This window comes from uncultured Fibrella sp. (assembly GCF_964250085.1).
Taxonomy (GTDB): domain Bacteria; phylum Bacteroidota; class Bacteroidia; order Cytophagales; family Spirosomataceae; genus Fibrella.
This window is the reverse complement of the sequence record NZ_CAXUEC010000002.1, coordinates 304,635-322,897: the sequence shown is the minus strand read 5'-3', so window position 1 is coordinate 322,897 and position 18,263 is coordinate 304,635. Positions and strand designations below refer to the sequence as shown.

The 18,263-nt window shown below is 53.3% G+C and carries 21 protein-coding genes; 17 read left to right on the top strand and 4 right to left on the bottom strand.

Going from position 1 to position 18,263, the window contains the following annotated elements:
- Nucleotides 1–39: 39 nt before the first annotated feature.
- The 3 genes from ACFE8Q_RS06880 (at nt 40) to ACFE8Q_RS06870 (ending at nt 2,376) form a co-directional block, all read left to right on the top strand.
- Nucleotides 40–285, top strand: a complete 246-nt coding sequence (locus tag ACFE8Q_RS06880) for a hypothetical protein (RefSeq protein WP_375444634.1) — start codon at nt 40–42, stop codon at nt 283–285.
- 139 nt (nt 286–424) lie between these two features.
- A complete protein-coding gene (locus ACFE8Q_RS06875) occupies nt 425–748 on the top strand; it encodes an autorepressor SdpR family transcription factor (RefSeq protein ID WP_375444633.1) in 324 nt (107 codons plus the stop codon).
- A gap of 23 nt (nt 749–771) precedes the next feature.
- Nucleotides 772–2,376, top strand: coding sequence for an alpha/beta fold hydrolase (locus ACFE8Q_RS06870; RefSeq protein WP_375444632.1), 1,605 nt, complete (start codon nt 772–774; stop codon nt 2,374–2,376).
- A gap of 71 nt (nt 2,377–2,447) precedes the next feature.
- Here ACFE8Q_RS06870 and ACFE8Q_RS06865 read toward each other — a convergent pair whose 3' ends face one another.
- The 4 genes from ACFE8Q_RS06865 to ACFE8Q_RS06850 form a co-directional block, all read right to left on the bottom strand.
- On the bottom strand, nt 2,448–2,870 hold the full coding sequence (locus ACFE8Q_RS06865) for a hypothetical protein (RefSeq protein ID WP_375444631.1): 423 nt from the start codon (nt 2,868–2,870) through the stop codon (nt 2,448–2,450).
- A gap of 28 nt (nt 2,871–2,898) precedes the next feature.
- Complete coding sequence (locus ACFE8Q_RS06860) at nt 2,899–3,489, bottom strand: phosphoribosylglycinamide formyltransferase (protein ID WP_375444630.1); 591 nt, start codon at nt 3,487–3,489, stop codon at nt 2,899–2,901.
- An 85-nt stretch (nt 3,490–3,574) separates the two neighbouring features.
- Nucleotides 3,575–4,351: a LytR/AlgR family response regulator transcription factor gene (locus tag ACFE8Q_RS06855; RefSeq protein WP_375444629.1), complete on the bottom strand. Its 777-nt coding sequence runs from the start codon at nt 4,349–4,351 to the stop codon at nt 3,575–3,577.
- A 15-nt stretch (nt 4,352–4,366) separates the two neighbouring features.
- Complete coding sequence (locus ACFE8Q_RS06850) at nt 4,367–6,421, bottom strand: histidine kinase (protein ID WP_375444628.1); 2,055 nt, start codon at nt 6,419–6,421, stop codon at nt 4,367–4,369.
- Nucleotides 6,422–6,678: 257 nt separating this feature from the next.
- Here ACFE8Q_RS06850 and ACFE8Q_RS06845 point away from each other — a divergent pair, with 257 nt between their 5' ends.
- The 14 genes from ACFE8Q_RS06845 to ACFE8Q_RS06780 all read left to right on the top strand — a co-directional run bounded on the left by ACFE8Q_RS06845 (nt 6,679) and on the right by ACFE8Q_RS06780 (nt 18,263).
- Entirely contained in the window at nt 6,679–7,884 is a 1,206-nt protein-coding gene (locus ACFE8Q_RS06845) for an acyltransferase family protein (protein ID WP_375444627.1), read from the top strand.
- A gap of 29 nt (nt 7,885–7,913) precedes the next feature.
- Nucleotides 7,914–8,405 carry a DUF4440 domain-containing protein gene (locus ACFE8Q_RS06840; RefSeq protein WP_375444626.1) on the top strand — a complete coding sequence of 164 codons (492 nt, stop codon included), beginning with the start codon at nt 7,914–7,916 and terminating at the stop codon, nt 8,403–8,405.
- Between the two features lie 40 nt (nt 8,406–8,445).
- Entirely contained in the window at nt 8,446–9,150 is a 705-nt protein-coding gene (locus ACFE8Q_RS06835) for a hypothetical protein (protein ID WP_375444625.1), read from the top strand.
- Nucleotides 9,151–9,186: 36 nt separating this feature from the next.
- A complete protein-coding gene (locus ACFE8Q_RS06830) occupies nt 9,187–9,741 on the top strand; it encodes a cupin domain-containing protein (RefSeq protein ID WP_375444624.1) in 555 nt (184 codons plus the stop codon).
- A 215-nt stretch (nt 9,742–9,956) separates the two neighbouring features.
- Entirely contained in the window at nt 9,957–10,583 is a 627-nt protein-coding gene (locus tag ACFE8Q_RS06825; RefSeq protein ID WP_375444623.1) for an ATP-binding cassette domain-containing protein, read from the top strand.
- Nucleotides 10,580–11,305 carry a peptidylprolyl isomerase gene (locus ACFE8Q_RS06820; protein WP_375444622.1) on the top strand — a complete coding sequence of 242 codons (726 nt, stop codon included), beginning with the start codon at nt 10,580–10,582 and terminating at the stop codon, nt 11,303–11,305. The genes ACFE8Q_RS06825 and ACFE8Q_RS06820 overlap by 4 nt, the downstream gene beginning before the upstream one ends.
- Before the next feature lie 37 nt (nt 11,306–11,342).
- Nucleotides 11,343–12,245 carry an SDR family oxidoreductase gene (locus ACFE8Q_RS06815; RefSeq protein WP_375444621.1) on the top strand — a complete coding sequence of 301 codons (903 nt, stop codon included), beginning with the start codon at nt 11,343–11,345 and terminating at the stop codon, nt 12,243–12,245.
- A gap of 11 nt (nt 12,246–12,256) precedes the next feature.
- Nucleotides 12,257–12,892 (top strand): viroplasmin family protein, encoded by a 636-nt coding sequence (locus ACFE8Q_RS06810; RefSeq protein ID WP_375444620.1) that lies wholly within the window; start codon nt 12,257–12,259, stop codon nt 12,890–12,892.
- 345 nt (nt 12,893–13,237) lie between these two features.
- Nucleotides 13,238–14,392: a galactokinase gene (gene galK, locus ACFE8Q_RS06805; protein WP_375444619.1), complete on the top strand. Its 1,155-nt coding sequence runs from the start codon at nt 13,238–13,240 to the stop codon at nt 14,390–14,392.
- A gap of 57 nt (nt 14,393–14,449) precedes the next feature.
- Entirely contained in the window at nt 14,450–15,112 is a 663-nt protein-coding gene (gene fsa / locus ACFE8Q_RS06800) for a fructose-6-phosphate aldolase (RefSeq protein WP_375444618.1), read from the top strand.
- Between the two features lie 125 nt (nt 15,113–15,237).
- Complete coding sequence (locus ACFE8Q_RS06795; protein WP_375444617.1) at nt 15,238–15,918, top strand: cell division ATP-binding protein FtsE; 681 nt, start codon at nt 15,238–15,240, stop codon at nt 15,916–15,918.
- Nucleotides 15,919–16,292: 374 nt separating this feature from the next.
- Nucleotides 16,293–16,730, top strand: a complete 438-nt coding sequence (locus tag ACFE8Q_RS06790; protein WP_375444616.1) for a 6-pyruvoyl tetrahydropterin synthase family protein — start codon at nt 16,293–16,295, stop codon at nt 16,728–16,730.
- On the top strand, nt 16,690–17,433 hold the full coding sequence (gene folE, locus ACFE8Q_RS06785) for a GTP cyclohydrolase I FolE (RefSeq protein WP_375444615.1): 744 nt from the start codon (nt 16,690–16,692) through the stop codon (nt 17,431–17,433). Before ACFE8Q_RS06790 ends, folE begins: the two co-directional genes overlap by 41 nt.
- Nucleotides 17,434–17,558: 125 nt before the next feature.
- The gene (locus ACFE8Q_RS06780; RefSeq protein ID WP_375444614.1) at nt 17,559–18,263 is read left to right on the top strand and encodes an SDR family NAD(P)-dependent oxidoreductase; all 705 of its coding nucleotides are present in this window, start codon (nt 17,559–17,561) and stop codon (nt 18,261–18,263) included.

Here is an 18,263-nt window from a genome sequence, read left to right as displayed (position 1 = left end):
GCGTTGCAACGTTTCCTGCTGTCGCTAACTCATTGGGTTATGAACGCTTTCACTGTTATTCCGCTCACCATGTTTCTGCTGGTGACGCAACCAGCTCTGTCGCAGGATTCGTCGATGGTCAAGAAGCCGTCGACTACAGCCCGCACGATCGAACAGATGCCTGTTCGGAAGGGGCGCGGCAATGCGACACCCATGCCCAGCCCGCGCTACCGCTCGCGTATGGTGCCTGGGCCAATACCCAGAGATACCAGCCGTAGCCGGTTAAGGCGCGATACAACCAGGTAAGACCCCACCCCAACTCCTCCCCGTTAGGAAGGGGTTGGAGTGAGATACCGCTCATCCCGGTATTTAGCCGTTTGTCTAATTGTTAAGATTATATATCCTTGTAATTAGACATTTGTCTAACTATTTAATCACTTGTCAAATGAATACGCTGTTCAAGGCTCTGAATGATCCGACCCGTCGGCAAATGCTGGATATGCTCCGTAAAGGCGACCTCACGGCTGGCGAAATCGCGGAGCAGTTCGACATGACGAAACCCAGTATTTCGCATCACCTTGATCTGCTGAGACAGGCGGGCCTGGTCGAATCGACCAGGAAGGGGCAGTTCATCACGTATACGCTAAACACGACCGTATTGGACGAATTACTAGCCTGGCTGATGGGTTTCACCGGCTCGTCGGTGCTCAATACGTCGCCACCGGTTGCGGACGATTCTGCTCCGAGTGACACGAAAAAGACAGTTTAGTTTATACCAGTTTATTCCTTTTCATGGAAAAGTCATCGCGTACCACTGAATTGATATTGTTGGGGATCACCGCCATTCCCTTGTTTTATTTAGGGCTGATCTGGTCTGATTTGCCCGCCCGTGTGCCCACTCATTTTGGGGCCGACGGGCAACCGAATGACTATTCGTCTAAAGAGGCGTTTGCCATTGGCCTGCTTTTGCTCTCGGCGTTCAACTATGGCTTGATGCGGGTGCTGCCATCTGTTGACCCGAAAAAACGCCTGAAATCGGTTAGTTACGCTCGTATCCGGTTCACCATTACCCTGTTTCTGACGGGGCTGGCCTGCGTGATTCTGTTCATTATGCAGACCGGAAAAACAGGCCCAATCGTGTCTGACCTGATCTTGTCGGCGGTATTTCTGCTGCTGGCGGCGATGGGAAACGTGATGCTGACGGTGCCGCAAAACTATTTTGTCGGCATCAAAACGCCCTGGGCACTGGCCAACGAAGAGAACTGGCGTAAAACCCATCGGCTGGCTGGTAAGCTTTGGGTGATCGGCGGGCTGGGTGCTTTTGTGATCAGCTTGTTCATCCCGCCTCTGGCCAAAACGGTGCTGACAGTTGTGGTGATTTCCGTACTAGCCGGTGTACCTTACGTGTATTCGTATCGCCTCTTTAAGCAGGGGTTGGCCATGTTGTTACTGCTGCTGGTGGGTACGTCGGTACAGGCGCAGACCGAAGAAACGCTCAGGTACGTTATCACACAACCGGCGGGCGTCAGCCTGGCACTGGAGGGAACCCTGACCCTGCCTGCGGACTTGACCAAACCCGTACCGGCGGTAGTGCTCATTGCCGGATCGGGCCCTACCGACCGGAATGGCAACAGCAGTTTGCCCGGCTATCAGCAGATGAATTCGTTCAGGCAACTGGCCGATAGTCTGACCAAACGGGGTGTGGCGGTATTGCGCTACGACAAGCGCGGAACCGGCACCAACTCAATGCTCTACGCGCTTCGCTTCAATAAAACAGAGCCAAATTTCAACTATGGCGTCGATGATGCGGTGGGGTTTATCCGACAGCTTCAGGCCGACAGGCGATTCTCGTCGGTTACGGTAGCGGGGCATAGCGAAGGATCATTGGTGGGAATGCTGGCGGCTGCACAGGCGAAGGCGACGCGGTTTATTTCCATTGCCGGAGCCGGACAAAATATCGCCGATATCATAAAAGTGCAGTTCGGCAACGGTGGCGTACAGGGCGAAACACTGGCGGCCGCCACGCGTGATCTGGATTCACTAAAGGCGGGTTACGCTGTGCAGCAACCGCCCAAAATCCTGGCTTCGTTCTTCGCGCCTACCGTTCAGCCATACCTTATTTCGTGGATGAAATACGACCCGGCTCAGGTCATAAAGTCGTTTAAAGGACCGGTCCTGATTGTGCAGGGAAAGCGCGATGTGCAGGTTGAGGTGGCCGAAGCCGACCGCCTGAAAGCTGCCCGACCCGACGCCAAACTAGTCTTTTTCGACACGATGAACCACATCCTGAAAGAAGCCCCCGCCGAACGTATGGCAAACATCGCTACCTACAGCGACCCGAAACTCACCATCGTGCCCGCCGTTGCCGATACGATCGCTGCGTTTGTGAGGAATTAGTTCCTGGTTGATTGGTTATTGCTGATGCCTATCGAAGGGCCAGGCGTCAGCAATAACCAATCAACCAGGAACTAATTTCCTTCCCGTTCTTCCTTATACTTCACGGCCAGCCCTTCCATCGAATACCCGTTGGTGGTAGCGGTGGTAAAGTATTGATACCGAACGTTGACAAGGGCATCGGCACCGAGGCGTTTTGCCTGCAGGGTCAGCTTGCCCATCAGCGCGTCTTTGTCGAGCATGGTGTTGCCACGCGCCAGCATACGGCCTTTGTTTACCCGTTGATTGGCCTGAAGAGGTACTTCGTCGCTGATAGACAGAAATTTGAGTTCGTCGTAAGGCCGACCCGGCCGCTGATCCGCGTAGAATAGCTCAACCGGATAATGCGGCCCCGTCGAGATGGGAATCGCGGGACGGAAACAGCCTATTAGCAGGAAAGGCAGGATCGTGAGGATGTAAACGGAAGTAGAACGGCGGCGCATAGGGTCAGGAGCCATTTCGGGGTAGGTACGTTGGAAACGATTACTACCCGGGTAAAGTTGCCAGCACTTCGCCGATCACACGCGGGTAGTGGGCGTACTCCAACGCATGCACTTTAGCGGCCACCTCGTTGGGCGTATCGGTTGGTGAAACGGGGCAACTGGCCTGAAAGATAATCTGTCCTTCGTCGTAGTGCTCATTAACGAAATGGATGGTGATGCCCGATTCTGTTTCACCCGCCGCCACTACGGCTTCGTGCACGTGATGGCCAAACATACCCTTGCCGCCAAATCTGGGTAGCAGCGCAGGGTGAATGTTGATGATTCGGCCGGGGAATGACTGCACCAGCGTTGCCGGCACCAGCCACATGAAACCCGCCAGCACAATCAGGTCGATCTGCTGGGCCTTCAGTAGCTCAACAACACGGTCGCTTTCGCGGAAGGCGGGCCGATCGAACACCACCACAGGTACGTGCTGACCGCAACCAAAGCCCCGTCTCGACCGCTCGATGACGCCTGCCTGTGGGTTATTCGTCAGAATGAGCACGATCTGCACATCCGACTGCGTAGAAAAATAACGGGTAATCTCTTCGGCGTTACTGCCTGAACCGGAAGCGAAAAGGGCGATGCGTTTCAATGAATGGGGATCAATTAACAATGAATTTTACCGTAAAGGTAGGTCACCAGTTAAAGCGATACACGATCCAACTACAGCTCAGCGATCATACCCAGCCAAACCGTTCCATGAGTCGGTCTTTCTGCTGACGGGAAACTGGTATGCTGGTCCCGTTCGTCAGGACCAGGTACGTTCCTTCGCCTTTTACAAGCCGTTTTATGTGGTCGAGATTCACGACATACTGCCGATGAACGCGCAAAAAATTCCGACTTTCGAGCATCTCCTGTACATCGCCCAGTGTTTTTGACACCAGGTACTTCTCGCCGGTCGTCAGCACAAAATTGGTATAGTTACTGTCTGACTCGGCGTACAGAACCTGGCTGGTGGCAACAAACGTAAGGCCGTTAGCGTGGGGCAGGGCCATCTTGGTTGGTAGGGCGGCAGGTACGTTACCCGGCAGGTGCTGCTGCGGATACCACGCCCGAAGCAGCTCTAACTGAGTGGATCCGGTCAGAGTGGTTGTCAGGCTGGCCTGTTCAGCCCGGCGCACGGTGTTGACCAGATCAATCGTATCGACTGGCTTGAGCAGGTAATCCAGGGCGGCAAATCGAAAGGCCCGAACGGCATACTGATTGTAGGCCGTCACAAAAACAACCTGAAATGCAAACTCACCGAGTTGTTCGAGCAACTGGAACCCGTTGAGCATGGGCATTTCAATATCAAGAAATACCAGATCAGGGCGAAGCGTTCGCAAGGCGGGCAGTGCCGACGGGCTATCGGTGAATTGACCCACAAGCTCAAGCTGTGGACAATGCCGGGTTAGTTGAAGCGCCAATAACTGAACGTTATCGGGTTCATCATCGATGATGACTGTGCGGAGCATGGAGCTGAGTGTGGGTTAAATGGGTATTTCCAAAATGACTTTTGTACCCAGGGGGTCGCCATTCAGGGCGATTAAATCGAGCACCTGTGCCTTTGTGTGGGTGTGGTATAGTTGATTGATCATGCGAATCCGGTCGGCGGTGACCTGCATTCCGAATGATTTATTGTGGCCGGCCGACTTGCTTTTTAGTTCAGCCGCCCGCAGGCGACCAATGCCATCGTCGGTAATGTCGATGTGCAGACACTGATCGGTGGGCTGGGTAACGTTTATGGTTACGTTCCCCCCTTCGGGTTTGTGCATTAGCCCATGCCAGATTGCATTCTCTACATAAGGTTGCAACAGTAGGGGGGGAATGTGAATAAACTGCCGGTCTATGGTAGGGTCGACCAGAATGCGAATGTTGACCTTGGCTTTGAACCGCATGGCTTCCAGGTCGATGTAGAGTTGAAGGGCATCCAGTTCGTTATGGAGCGGCACCAGCTCAGACCGGGAGTTTTCGAGCACCAGCCTGATGAGGCGGGCAAACTTGGTGAGGTAGTCAGATGCCTTGTCGGTATCGTTCTGGAGTGTATATAACTTAATGGAATTCAGGCAGTTGAAAATAAAATGTGGATTCATCTGCGCGCGCAGTGCCGTCATTTCACTATCGGCGATCCGTTGATCGAAATCGGTTTTGAGCTGTTTGATGCGTTGCGCTTCGAGCAGTTTATTTTTTAATTCAATTTCCTGGGTACGTATGCCCAGTTGCGTTTCAAGCTGGTTGGTATACTGATTCTGAATCTGGTTTCGCTCCAGTTCAACCAGCCGGTTCCGGTAGGCCAGCGCCAGCAGGAAAAAGAAACACTCGACCAGTGCACCGAGGCTAAAGAAAAAAGGAACATAGTTGGCAAAAATCTGTAGGGCCGGGTCACCTCCCTCGAGCCGGAACCGGATGTCCATAAACATGTGAAAATACGAGACAACCCATAAGCTGACTATGCCACTGATGAGGTAGCCCCGTACCGGGCTTTTGCTACGCAGCAGACTGATAAACAGAATAATGCCCGCTATCAGGAAGGTGCCTTCCTGACGCAGGTAATACCAGTTTTGCCGAAAAATCAACCCGTACCAGTATTCATACAGCCCCAGGCATCCCTGCAAGACAAACACGACCAGAAACCACCTAAGCACGGCCCATGTGCGGGGAAAGTGGGTGGGAAGTTCGATCAGGTGGCTGATAAACAGCAGGTAAAAGAAGGCGATAATAAACGTGAACAACTGGTTGGTACTACGCATGGGTAGCGGTAAAGGCAAGGCCAGCCCCATCCGGTAATTCAGGTTCCAGAGGATCAGGAAAAAGGTTGAAAAGCAGAAAATAGCGTAATACAGAAACACCCGATCCCGGTTGAAGCAGTACTGGGCGAAGGTGAAGAAGCTCATCACAAACAGCCCTCCCGACACCAGTGCCAACCCCAGAAATAGCCAGCGGATCACGTGCGAATTGGCTGCAAACCAGAGTTGCAGGCTCTCCCTGGTATGGAGCGTGACCGTGATGGGGTCTACCACGCGCACCAGATTGGTGATTTTGATGAAGTAAGTGGCGGTTTGTTGTGGGGCCACGTGTACCCGGATTGGTTGCCACTGCTGGGTATTGTAGGCGAAAAAATACGTACCTGTCTGCTGAAGATGCCTGCCCTGTTCGCTATAAGCGTCTATCTGTCCCTGCCGACCTACATTAAGCAGTACATCGGCGGCCCGTGTTGCACTGCTGTTCTGCACCCGAAACATAAGCCAAAGCACAATTTTCGACGTTGGTGATGGGGTAACCTTGTCGAGTGGTTTTCGGGTGAAAGGAAGGAATGGCTGTTGCTGAATAACGGCGAATGGCAGGGAGAGGCCAGTTGTATCTGCATAACAGCGTAGGTACGGGGTCATGTCGATGGGGCGGGTGAGAGGGGGTGTTCCGTCGAGCATCACCGGGGGCGGCGCAGGTACGTTGCCCGGCTGTACAGAGGCAGGCTGTCCCCAGGCCAGTAAACTGTTCAGCCAGAGCAGGCCGATGACTAAACAACGCTGTAATAGCCGACTCATCTATCCATTGATTTTAAGGCAACTTACTGAAAGACAATGGATGTTGGCAAGGTAAGTTGGGCCAGCGGTCGGTCTGACTGCGTAAGCGACCATTCTGTTGAGGGAACCTTACCGATTACCGTTTCCTCACTCACGGGTCAGAAATAGCCACTGACTCAATAGGTAGCCTGCTTCGCTCAATTTCCGTTGTGCATCCCTCAACCGCCGCCTACGTTTGAGGCCAGAAGCACATACGATCTACCAACGCCCACTGCTTTATGAAAACGTACCTGAGCAACCTCACCCCCCTGCGGGGCATTGCAGCCCTGCTAACGGTCATCTTCCACGTCGACCTGATGCTGGGTAATGGCGGCGGCATGCTGCTCCGATTTAATGATACCCGCCTGATTAGCAGAATGTACCTGATGGTTGACTTTTTCTTTATCCTGAGTGGCTTTGTCATGTGCCATGTATACGGCCAGTGGTTCAGTGATCGCGTACAGATGGTTGATTTTAAGCGGTTTACGATAGCGCGCTTCGCCCGGGTTTATCCATTACATCTGGCAATGCTGTGCGCCGTCTTGCTGATCTTCAGCGTATCGGGCTGGATGGGTATTCCGCAAAACCCGATCATTCAAACTGAAAACTCGCTGTTCTCATTTGTCACAAACCTGTTGCTGCTGCAATCGATGAATCTGCACCACTGGTTTTCGTGGGATCATGCTGCCTGGTCCATATCAACGGAGTGGTGGATGTATATGCTGTTCCCATTTCTGGTTCGGCCGTTCATGAAGCTTCGTTCGGTAGGTCGGGTAGCCGTCGTGATTGGCTGTTTTCTGGGCTATGCGGGCATCACGGTCTATATACTGCCGTTTGTCACGTACCCGGCGTCGCTTCCGTTTTTCAAGTACGACCCCACCGACAATTCAATCAATGTGGCGTATCAGTATGGTTTCCTGCGCTGCCTGTTTGGCTTTGTGCTGGGCATGATGATGTACCTGGGCTACCGCGAAAACTGGGGCAAAGCGTGGCTGGCCAATGGCTATACGCTGATCGGGCTTACGCTGGGGCTCGGTAGCTGTATGCACCTTGCTATTCCCGATGTGTTTACGGTGAGTTTTTTGCCCCTGCTGCTGTTGTCTGCCGCCTATGGCAGTCAGCGAACAAACGCCCTGTTTGGGGCAAAACCCCTGCAACGCCTGGGCGACTGGTCATTTTCTATCTACCTGGTGCATCAGCCGTTGCTGTTTGTTATCGGTAGCATCATGGCCTACCAAACGTTGGGCCAACCCGCAGTGCCTGGCCCGCCCACAAAACCCGATATGCTGACGGGCTGGCTGATGTGTCTGGCCTTCATTGGCCTCACGCTGCTGGTTGCTTCGCTCACCTACCGCTTCGTTGAAGTACCCGCCCGACAGTTGCTGAATGGCCGGTTTCACAAACCGGCCGTTGAATCGGAGCATAGTGTATTGACAACCAATTGATTGATCATCTAAATATAATCGCCATACCCATGAAAACCCTGTTTCTTCCCCTTGTATTGGCCGCCATTGCGGTGCTGCCATTTCCCCAAACGGCCTTTGCCCAAAAAGCCGATGAGGTAGCTCAGATCAAAGCCGTGGTTGAGCGCGAGACCAAAGCCTGGGCTGCCCGCGATGCCGCTGCCTTTGCCGACTGCTGGGCCAACGTACCTGAAGCCAGCACCCTGGTCGTACTGGCCGACGAGAAACATACGATCGTTCATAGCCAGAATACCAAACAGGATATGCCTACCTCGTCGAAAACGTTGATTGCCAGTATGGGCAAACCCACCGGCGAGACGTTTCAGAATACCGACTACGTTATTCGGGTGAAGGGCGACGCCGCTTTTGCGCAGTACAACCAGACCGTGACGGCTCCGGACGGCCAGAAACAGTATGCCCACGAAACGCGCTATCTGGAAAAGATGGGCGGGAAGTGGAAGATCGTGCACGTTGGGGCTGCGTTTTATACCCCAGCCAACTGATACCCCATTGGCAACTTCTGAAAATCAGTCCGTAATCAGCATGGAAAAAGTACTGCACAACCGCATCGGGTATTTTTTTATTGGGCTATTGGTTATCACGTTTCTGGGCTTCTACCCCACGTACCTGGTCAAGTTTCCCCGGTTCGAGGGGTTTACGTCGGCCCATCATTTCCACGGGTTTGTGGCCCTGCTCTGGATTCTTCTGCTCATCGTACAACCCTTCCTGATCCGGGCCAAACAGTACAGCCTGCACCGGCAGGTGGGTAAATTGGGCTACGTGATCATGCCGCTGGTGATGCTGTCGCTCTTTCTGGTGGCGCGGGCGGGCTACTACCGCAACATCCGGGTGATAAGTGAAGCCGATACCCTCGCCGGGTTGACCAACGGTATCCCCGATCTGTTCTTTCTGGGAACCCTGTTTAGCCTGGGTATGATCTACCGGAAAAACACGTCGTACCATTTGCGTTTCCTGGCCAGTACGGGCCTAATGATGCTCGGCCCCGGCCTGGGGCGGCTCCTGGTTGTGGCGGCCGCGTTACCAGTTCCGGTTGCTATTCCCATCATCGTGGCACTGACCACCGGTACCGGCCTCGTCTGGCTGATCGTAGACATCCGGCAAAAGCGATCGCCTTTTCCGATGGCGGTTTTCGTAGGTATCGGCTTTATCGCGTTTGTGCTCGCAGCCAACGGTCATTCAGCGTGGTGGCAAAGCTTCGCTAAGTGGATTGCCGTGCATCTTTTCTAAAAAACGTGTTTAGCCCAAATCGGAACCACTATTTTCATGACTACTCCTAACACCCTTCCTCCACAATTCGCCGTGGCCTATACCGCGCCCGGACAGAATGCCCACAACGCGCCTATGCTCAACGTACTGGGTATGGCCGTTGGGGTGAAACTTCAACATGCGCAGACCTACGGTCAGTTTTCGTGCGTCGAAACGTACCTGACTCCCAGGCAAATGGGACCGCCGCCTCATGTTCATTATGAACTCGACGAGATTATGTACGTCACGGAAGGCATCATCACGGTGCTGGAGGGCGATGCCATTCGCGAAGTACCAAAGGGAGGGTACCATTTCCGGCCGCGAGGGGTAATTCATACCTTCTGGAATAGCCACGACCAGCCCGCCAGCTTCATCGACATGTACCCCGGTTCGCAGGATTTTGCGCATTATCTGGAAGAACTGGCCCAACTCGGTGCCGACCTGCACAACGAAGGAGCCAACCCGTTTGCCCCTGAGAGCATTGCCCGATTTAAAGCACTGGATGCCCGCTATAACCACGAAGTGTTCTACGAGCAGATGCCCGAACACATGGCTAAGTACGGGCCAAAGTAGAATAAGTTGATACCCGTCAGTGATGTCTACTATAGATGGCCCTGGGTGACTGATTGGTAAACTGTTGGTTGAGCCGACAACCTGCTGGTTAGTAAGTAGCCAAATCGAGGCACTCAATGAGTGCCTCGATTTGGCTTTATCCATTTTTCGCTCGGTTGCCTGTTGAGGTTCACGTCCCTGTCTCTACTTTTGCGGAACGTACCTGACGGCTTTCCATGCTCACGACCCAGCAACTGACTTTTTCGTATTCGCCTACCAAGTCCTTTACGTTTCCTGATGTTCACTGTCCAGACAGCGACGCGCTGTTGATTCTTGGTCAGTCAGGTACCGGCAAAACTACGTTTTTACATCTGTTGGCCCTGCTGCTCAAACCAGAGTCTGGTTCGGTGGTTATCAACGATACGGACCTGACTACGCTTTCGCCTGCCCAAACGGCGGCGTTCCGGGCGGCCAATGTGGGCATCGTCTATCAGAAACCCCACTTCGTCAGTTCGTTGTCGGTAATAGATAACCTGCTGCTGGCTAACTATTTAGCCAATAAGGCGCAGGCAAAAGATCGCGCCCGCGAGTTAGCCGCTCAACTGGGTTTCCAGGAGCATATGGGAAAGAAAACCAGCCAGATGAGTCAGGGCGAGCAGCAGCGCGTAAGCATTGCCCGTGCCATGATGAACCAGCCCGCCGTTATTCTGGCCGATGAACCCACCTCCAGCCTCGACGATGAAAATGCCAGCCGGGTGATTGCCCTTCTGCGTGAACAATCGCAGCAGATTGGTGCCAGTCTGATTGTAGTTACCCATGACCAGCGATTGAAAGATGCCTTCACCAACCGGGTAAACCTGTGAGAAAAACCCTGCTACTTGCCATGCTGTTGCCGCTGTTTAGTCTGGCACAAAATCGGAACGCCGAACCGCGAAAGAAGAAAGATTACCTCGTCACGCTCACGACTGGTTTCGGAGCGATGCGCTTTATTCTGCACGACGAAACGCCGAAACACAAAGCTAATTTCATCCGCCTCGTCGACAGTTCGTACTACGATGGGCTGCTGTTTCACCGAATCATCGAGAAATTCATGATTCAGGGGGGCGACCCCGATTCGCGCACGGCGGTGGCCGGGCAGGCACTGGGCAATGGCGACATTGGATACCTGGTGCCCGCCGAACTGGTGCCCAATCTATTTCACAAACGCGGTGCCCTTGGTGCCGCCCGCGACGATCGGCCTGACAAGGCATCGAGCGCCGTACAGTTTTATATCGTTCAGGGAAAAACCTGGAATGATGACGACTTGCAAAAACAGATCGATCGAGCTCGTGCCCGTGGGTCGAGCCGTACGTTCACCGACGAGCAGAAACAGGTATATAAAACCATCGGCGGCACGCCACATCTGGATGGCAACTACACCGTTTTTGGGCAGGTTATTGACGGGCTGGCCGTGATCGACAGTATCGCCAAACAACCGCGCAACGCGAAAGATCGCCCCCTGACCGACATTAAAATGAAGATGAAAGGGGAGTGGGTGAAGAAAAAGAAAATTACGAAAAAGTACGGCTACCTATACAAATCGTAAAGCTGGAAGCTTTTCTGTCTTTACAATTCTATTCACTATGAAAATTCTTATTACGGGTGCCAACGGACTATTAGGGCAGAAACTGGTTGGTTTGCTGGCCAATCAGACTGACGTTGAGTTGGTTGCCACTGCCAGGGGCGCAAACCGTTTGCCCGCAGCCGAAGGGTATACGTACCTGGCCATGAACATCACCGACCGCCAACAGGTACTCGACGTGATCACGCAGGTACGTCCCGACGCAGTCATCCACGGCGCAGCCATGACTGATGTCGACAAGTGCGAGCTCGATAAAGATGCCTGCTGGGCTCAGAACGTAACGGCTGTGGAGTACATCGTGGAGGCCTGTCGCGCTGTTGACGCGTTCCTCTGCCACGTATCTACCGACTTTATTTTCGACGGAACGGCTGGCCCTTACACCGAAGAAGCCGAGGGAAATCCGATCAGTTTCTACGGATGGAGCAAATACGCGGCCGAAAAAGTGGTGATCAACTCGGGACTTCGGTGGGCCATTGCCCGCACGGTACTCGTGTATGGTATCGCCCACGACATGAGCCGGAGCAACATCATTCTGTGGGTGAAAAAATCGCTCGAAGACGGTAAGACGATCAAGGTAGTTACCGACCAGTTTCGGAGCCCAACACTGGCCGAAGACCTCGCCACCGGTTGTGCGCTGATCGCCCGGAAACAGGCAACGGGCATCTTCAATATTTCGGGTAAAGAAGTGCTGACACCCCACGAAATGGCCATTCAGACGGCCGATTATTTTGGCCTCGACAAGTCGCTGATCACCGAAGCCACGGCGGCTACGTTTACGCAAACTGCCCGCCGCCCACCCCGCACCGGCTTCATCATCGACAAGGCCCGCACTGAACTGGGCTACAATCCGCGCAGTTTTGGGGAAGGCATTGCGTTGCTGGCAGCGCAGGTTTCCGGCCGGTAGGAGCAAAGCGAATGGCGAAGAAAAAACCGAAATATTACGTAGTCTGGCAAGGACGCGAAACGGGCGTTTTCGACAGTTGGGAGGTCTGTAAAAAACAGGTCGACGGTTTCGATAAGGCCCTTTTTAAGTCGTTCGACAGCAAGACGGAAGCCCTGAAGGCCTATACCGACAATCCGCGCAGGTACGTTGGTAATAAGCCGAAAACAGCCCCGCAGCTTAAACTGTCGGACCTGCAACGGCCGCCCATCGAAGATAGCGTGGTGGTTGATGCTGCCTGGAACACGGCCACCGGCGACATGGAGTATCAGGGCATTTACCTGCCCACCCGCGAAAAGATCTTCCACCGCGGCCCCTATCACGATGGCACCAACAACATCGGTGAGTTTCTGGCTATTGTGCACGCGCTGGCCTTGCTCGATCAGCGGAAGAGTAACCTGCCGATCTACTCCGATTCGCGCACGGCTATTAGCTGGGTGAAGAAGCAGAAGGCCAATACCAAACTAGACCCTACTGGGCGCAACGCCGAACTCTTCGAGCTGATCGACCGGGCCGAGACCTGGCTGAAAACGCATCGCTTTGCCAATCAGATTCTGAAGTGGGAAACCACCGAATGGGGCGAAAACCCCGCCGACTTCGGCCGAAAATGATAGTTATTCCCGCAAATCTATTTTTGTTTGACAAGATTGCGCGACTAACTCATGGGCATAAAACTTAATCAATTGTGTTGGTTTAAAGGCCATATAGGCAACCCGTCAGGTTAATTTTACGCGGCTCTAATGGCTTGTCTATCACCACTTCCGGGCCGCGCTCCGACACTATCTCACCAAAATTAGCGGGCGGGCCTTTACAAATCCGTAATAAAGCCCTACGTTTGTACCGGCAAATCGGTGCTACCAGCTCCTGCTGAATCCCCCAGGTCTTGACGGAAGCAAGGGTAGGTGGTCGTAGCGGTGAGACATTCGATTTGCCTTTTTTTTTGCCCTTCCCTCAACATGCAGGTACTCGAGACCATCACCTCTGCCTTCAGAGGTACGTTCGGCGAAACGCCCACGCTCATTCAATCTCCCGGTCGCGTAAATCTCATTGGAGAACACACAGACTACAACGAGGGCTTTGTGCTGCCTGCGGCCATTGATAAGGCGATCTACTTGGCCGTTGGCCCTCGCAATGACCAGAAACTACACTTCGTCTCGGCCGACCTCAACAGTACCTACCAGGGAAGCCTGACCGACATCCGGCGCAGCGGAAAAGGCTGGGCCAACTACCTGCTCGGCGTTATTGATCAGATACAGAAAGAAATGTCGCTGCCCGGTGGGCTGAACGTGGTTTTTGGCGGCACCATCCCGATCGGCTCCGGTCTGTCGTCGTCGGCGGCACTGGAAAATGGCGTTGCCGTAGCCCTGAATCATCTCTACAAGCTGGGTATGGAGCGGGTACCAATGGCGTTGCTCTCACAGCGCGCTGAAAATCAGTTTGTCGGTGTTCAGTGCGGTATCATGGATCAGTTTGCGTCCATGATGGGGCAGGAAGGGCAGGTAATCAAGCTCGATTGCCGCTCGCTGGAGTACGCCTACGCTCCGTTGGCAATGGACGGTTTCCGCATCGTGCTCTGCGATTCGCGGGTGAAACACTCGCTGGCATCGACCGAATATAACACCCGCCGGGAAGAATGCGAAGCGGGTGTGGCCATTGTTCGGGCCTCGGTTGGCGATCAGGTACGTTCCCTACGCGATGTAACGATGGACATGCTGAATAGGTACGTTCGGGATCAGGAGCCGTTGCTGTACAAACGCTGCGCCTATGTTGTGCTCGAAAACCAGCGTCTTCTGAACGGTGTGGCTGACCTGGAGGCGGGTAACATCGAGGCGTTTGGCCAACGCATGTACGAGTCGCACGAGGGGCTGAGCAAGTGGTACGAAGTGAGTTGCCCTGAGCTTGATATCCTGGAAGACATTGCCCGTGCGCATCCTGGTGTACTGGGCGCGCGCATGATGGGTGGCGGTTTCGGCGGCTGCACCATCAATCTGGTCCGGGAAGATGCCCTGGCTGACTTCGAGGCCGTTGTTCAGCGTGAATACCTGGAACGAACCGGGCAGGAAACGTTACTTCACGAATGCCGGATCGAAGCGGGAACGCACGTCGTTTAGGAAACGGAAAACTCACTTATTTTTGTCGCACAACATAATTCTACACATACTACACGCATGAAATTTTTCATTGATACGGCTAATCTCGCAGACATTCGCGAGGCACAGGATATGGGTATCCTCGACGGGGTAACGACCAATCCTTCGCTGATGGCTAAAGAGGGCATCACTGGTAAAGACAACGTGATGCGTCATTACAAACAAATATGCGAGATTGTTGAGGGTGATGTGAGTGCTGAAGTAATTGGCACGACATTCGATGAGATGGTGCGCGAAGGTGAAGAACTGGCTGAACTTGACGATAATATCGTTGTGAAAATTCCGATGACCAGAGACGGTGTCAAAGCCCTGAAATATTTTTCGGAGAAAGGTGTTCGTACCAACTGCACGCTCATCTTCTCGGCCGGTCAGGCATTACTGGCGGCTAAAGCAGGGGCCTCGTATGTGTCGCCATTCGTAGGCCGCCTCGACGACATTTCGACCGACGGTGTTGAACTGATCGAGCAGATCGTGACGATCTACCGGAACTACGGCTATACGACCGAAGTACTGGCCGCCTCGATTCGGCACCCGATGCACGTGATTCAGTGCGCCGAAATCGGTGCCGACGTCATGACTGGCCCATTGAGCGTGATGACCGCGCTGCTCAATCACCCCTTGACAGATATTGGCCTCGCTAAATTCCTCGCCGACCACAAAAAAGCGGGAACTGCGAAATAACCAGTTTATCGTTTGCCCCCACCGGCAGACCGGTTTTCTGTGGCTTCGCTCAGGTACGTTCGGTACAGGCAGAGCCACAGAAAACCGGTCCGCCGGTGGGGGCAAACGGCAAGCTCCCTTCACTTATGTTCAACTCCGATCCCGTTCTTTCGCTGTACCAGGCTGATATTTATCAGGATACCAAACTCGTGTTGGGTGACGTGTCGTTTGATATTTATAAGGGTGAATTTGTATACCTGATTGGCCGGACGGGCAGCGGTAAATCGTCGCTGCTGAAAACGATGTATGCCGATCTGTGGCTGCAGCAGGGACGGGGAAAAGTAGCCGGGTTTGCGCTGGATAAACTAAAACCCGGCGACGTACCGTTTCTACGTCGCAAAATCGGGATCGTCTTCCAGGATTTTCAGTTGTTCTTCGACCGGAACGTAGAGGAAAACCTGAAGTTTGTGCTTCGGGCGACTGGCTGGACAGACAAGGCCAAAATGAGCAACCGGATTTCGGAAGTGCTCATGCAGGTGGGCTTAGGCACCCACCAGAAACGAATGCCCCACCAGCTTTCGGGTGGTGAACAGCAGCGGATCGTGATTGCCCGCGCCATGCTCAACGAGCCACTCATTCTGATTGCTGATGAACCTACGGGCAACCTCGATCCCGGCGTATCGGATCAGATCATGGCCGTTTTCAAGCAAATCAATAATGCCGGTACCGCCGTTTTAATGGCTACCCACAACTACGACCTGATTCACAAGTTTCCGGGCCGTACCCTGCGCTGCCAGGATGGCCAGGTTGTAGAGCTACACGGCTAATAGCTGCTCTGACAGCAAATTCTACCCTTTACCTTCCGGGAATAATGCTTACCGCCCAGGTGCTACTGAGGCGGTACATACGGCTGTGTACGTACAGGCTTATCAGGTACGTTCGCACATACTGAACCTTCCTGTCAGTAGGGAACAAACGAACTTCGGCTACCGTTTACTACCTGGAAAGGACGGAATTTCTTGTTTAATCTTTTTTGTTAAAGGTTGAACAAAACACCGGCCTATACGGTTAGTTTAGTAACCATAGCACTCCTCTGAGCGTAGCGTTAATTCGCTGATTACCAGCGCACTCAGGTCTGCCTGTGTTGTACACATACTTTGTAACGACAGGTTGGATCAATTGATTTGATTCAGAATAACACATGACGGAAACCATTGGGGAGAACACCCCCCGCGTAGCTGTGTTCCGCAAAGAACACTTCAACGCAGCGCATCGGCTGAACAACCCAAACTGGTCAGACGAAAAGAATACCCGTGTCTACGGCAAATGCAATAATCCCAATTATCATGGACACAATTACGATTTGATCGTGCAGGTTAACGGCCCCATCGACCCCGAAACAGGCTATGTAATCGACATGAAGTACCTCGGTGATCTGATAAAGACGCACGTGACGGACCGATTCGACCATAAGAACCTCAACCTGGATACCGACGAGTTCAGGGACTTAAATCCATCGGCCGAGAACATTGCTATCACCATCTACAACTTACTTAGAACCCAGCTTGAGCCATCGCTCGACCTGAAAATCCGACTTTATGAAACCGAACGGAACTTCGTTGAGTACCCTGTCAACTAACGGCATTCACCTGAACGGCAACGGGCACAAGCACGGCCTGACCGATGAACTGGTTGATGACATGGGCGATAACCACGCCAGTGCGAACCTCGATACGCCCTTGCGTGACGATGCGTTCGAGCTGGAGGACAACCTGAAAATTGATTTAATTGAGGAACATTTTCGCGAAATAATGACCATTCTGGGCCTCGATCTAACCGACGATAGCCTGAAGGGTACGCCCCGCCGAGTAGCCAAAATGTACGTTAATGAGACGTTCAAAGGCCTGAATCCGGCCAACAAACCCAGTACTACGCTGTTCGAAAACAAATACCAGTACAATCAGATGCTGGTTGAGCGCGACATTACGGTGCAGTCGTATTGCGAACACCATTTTGTGCCAATCATTGGAAAAGCGCACGTAGCCTATATCTCGAGCGGCAAAGTAATTGGTCTGTCGAAACTGAACCGGATTGTGCAGCACTTCGCCAAACGGCCACAGGTGCAGGAACGACTAACGATGCAGATCGCCGACGAACTGAAAAAAGCCTTACAGACCGACGATGTGGCCGTCATTATCGACGCGGCTCACCTGTGCGTATCGACCCGTGGGGTAAACGATACGGCTAGTTCTACGCTCACGGCGGCCTATAGCGGTAAATTCGAGGAAGAAGCTACCCGTCAGGAATTCCTGAAGTATGTGGGCATGAAGCCAACAATGTAACACAGTCATCTGTTTACTGTCTTCAGTCCTCTGTTGCGCCGCCAGGCAGCTATAAGGTTAATTAGCGGAGCAACAGAGGACTGAAGACAGTAAAATGTAAGCTGTAAACTGTAAACATGCACTTTATGCAAGGCAAGACTATTCTTATTATCGGAGCCAGTTCGGGCATTGGCCACGCACTGGCTCTTTCGCTTCAGGCCCAGGGAGCTACACTTTTTACGGCCGGTCGGCGGCAACCTGAAGGCATCACTTCCACACATATGCACTGGGATGTGAATGAGCCCGCCGCTGATGCACTGAATCAGCTACCCGACGTATTGCATGGTCTGGTATATGCACCGGGCACCATCAACCTGAAGCCTTTTCAACGCCTGCAACCAGCCGATTATCAGGCCGATTTACAGGTAAATGTGCTCGGCGCCATTTCGGCTATTCATGCCACGTTGACTTCGTTGAAAAAATCGAAAGGCGCAAGTATTGTGCTGTTCAGTACGGTAGCGGCCAAGCTGGGCATGGGCCTTCACTCGTCCGTCTCGGTGGCCAAATCGGCCGTTGAAGGGCTAACCAAGTCGCTGGCTGCTGAGTTTGCTCCGTTCAATATCCGGGTCAATGCAGTGGCTCCCTCACTGACCGATACGCCGCTGGCGGAATCGAAAGGCTTGCTGGGGACGCCCGAAAAACGGGAAGCGGCTGATAAACGGCATCCGCTTAACCGCGTTGGTACACCCGATGATATTGCCAGTATGGCGGCCTACCTCCTTGGCGATCAGGCCTCCTGGATCACCGGCCAGATCATCGGTATTGATGGAGGTATGGGTAGTTTGAAATAA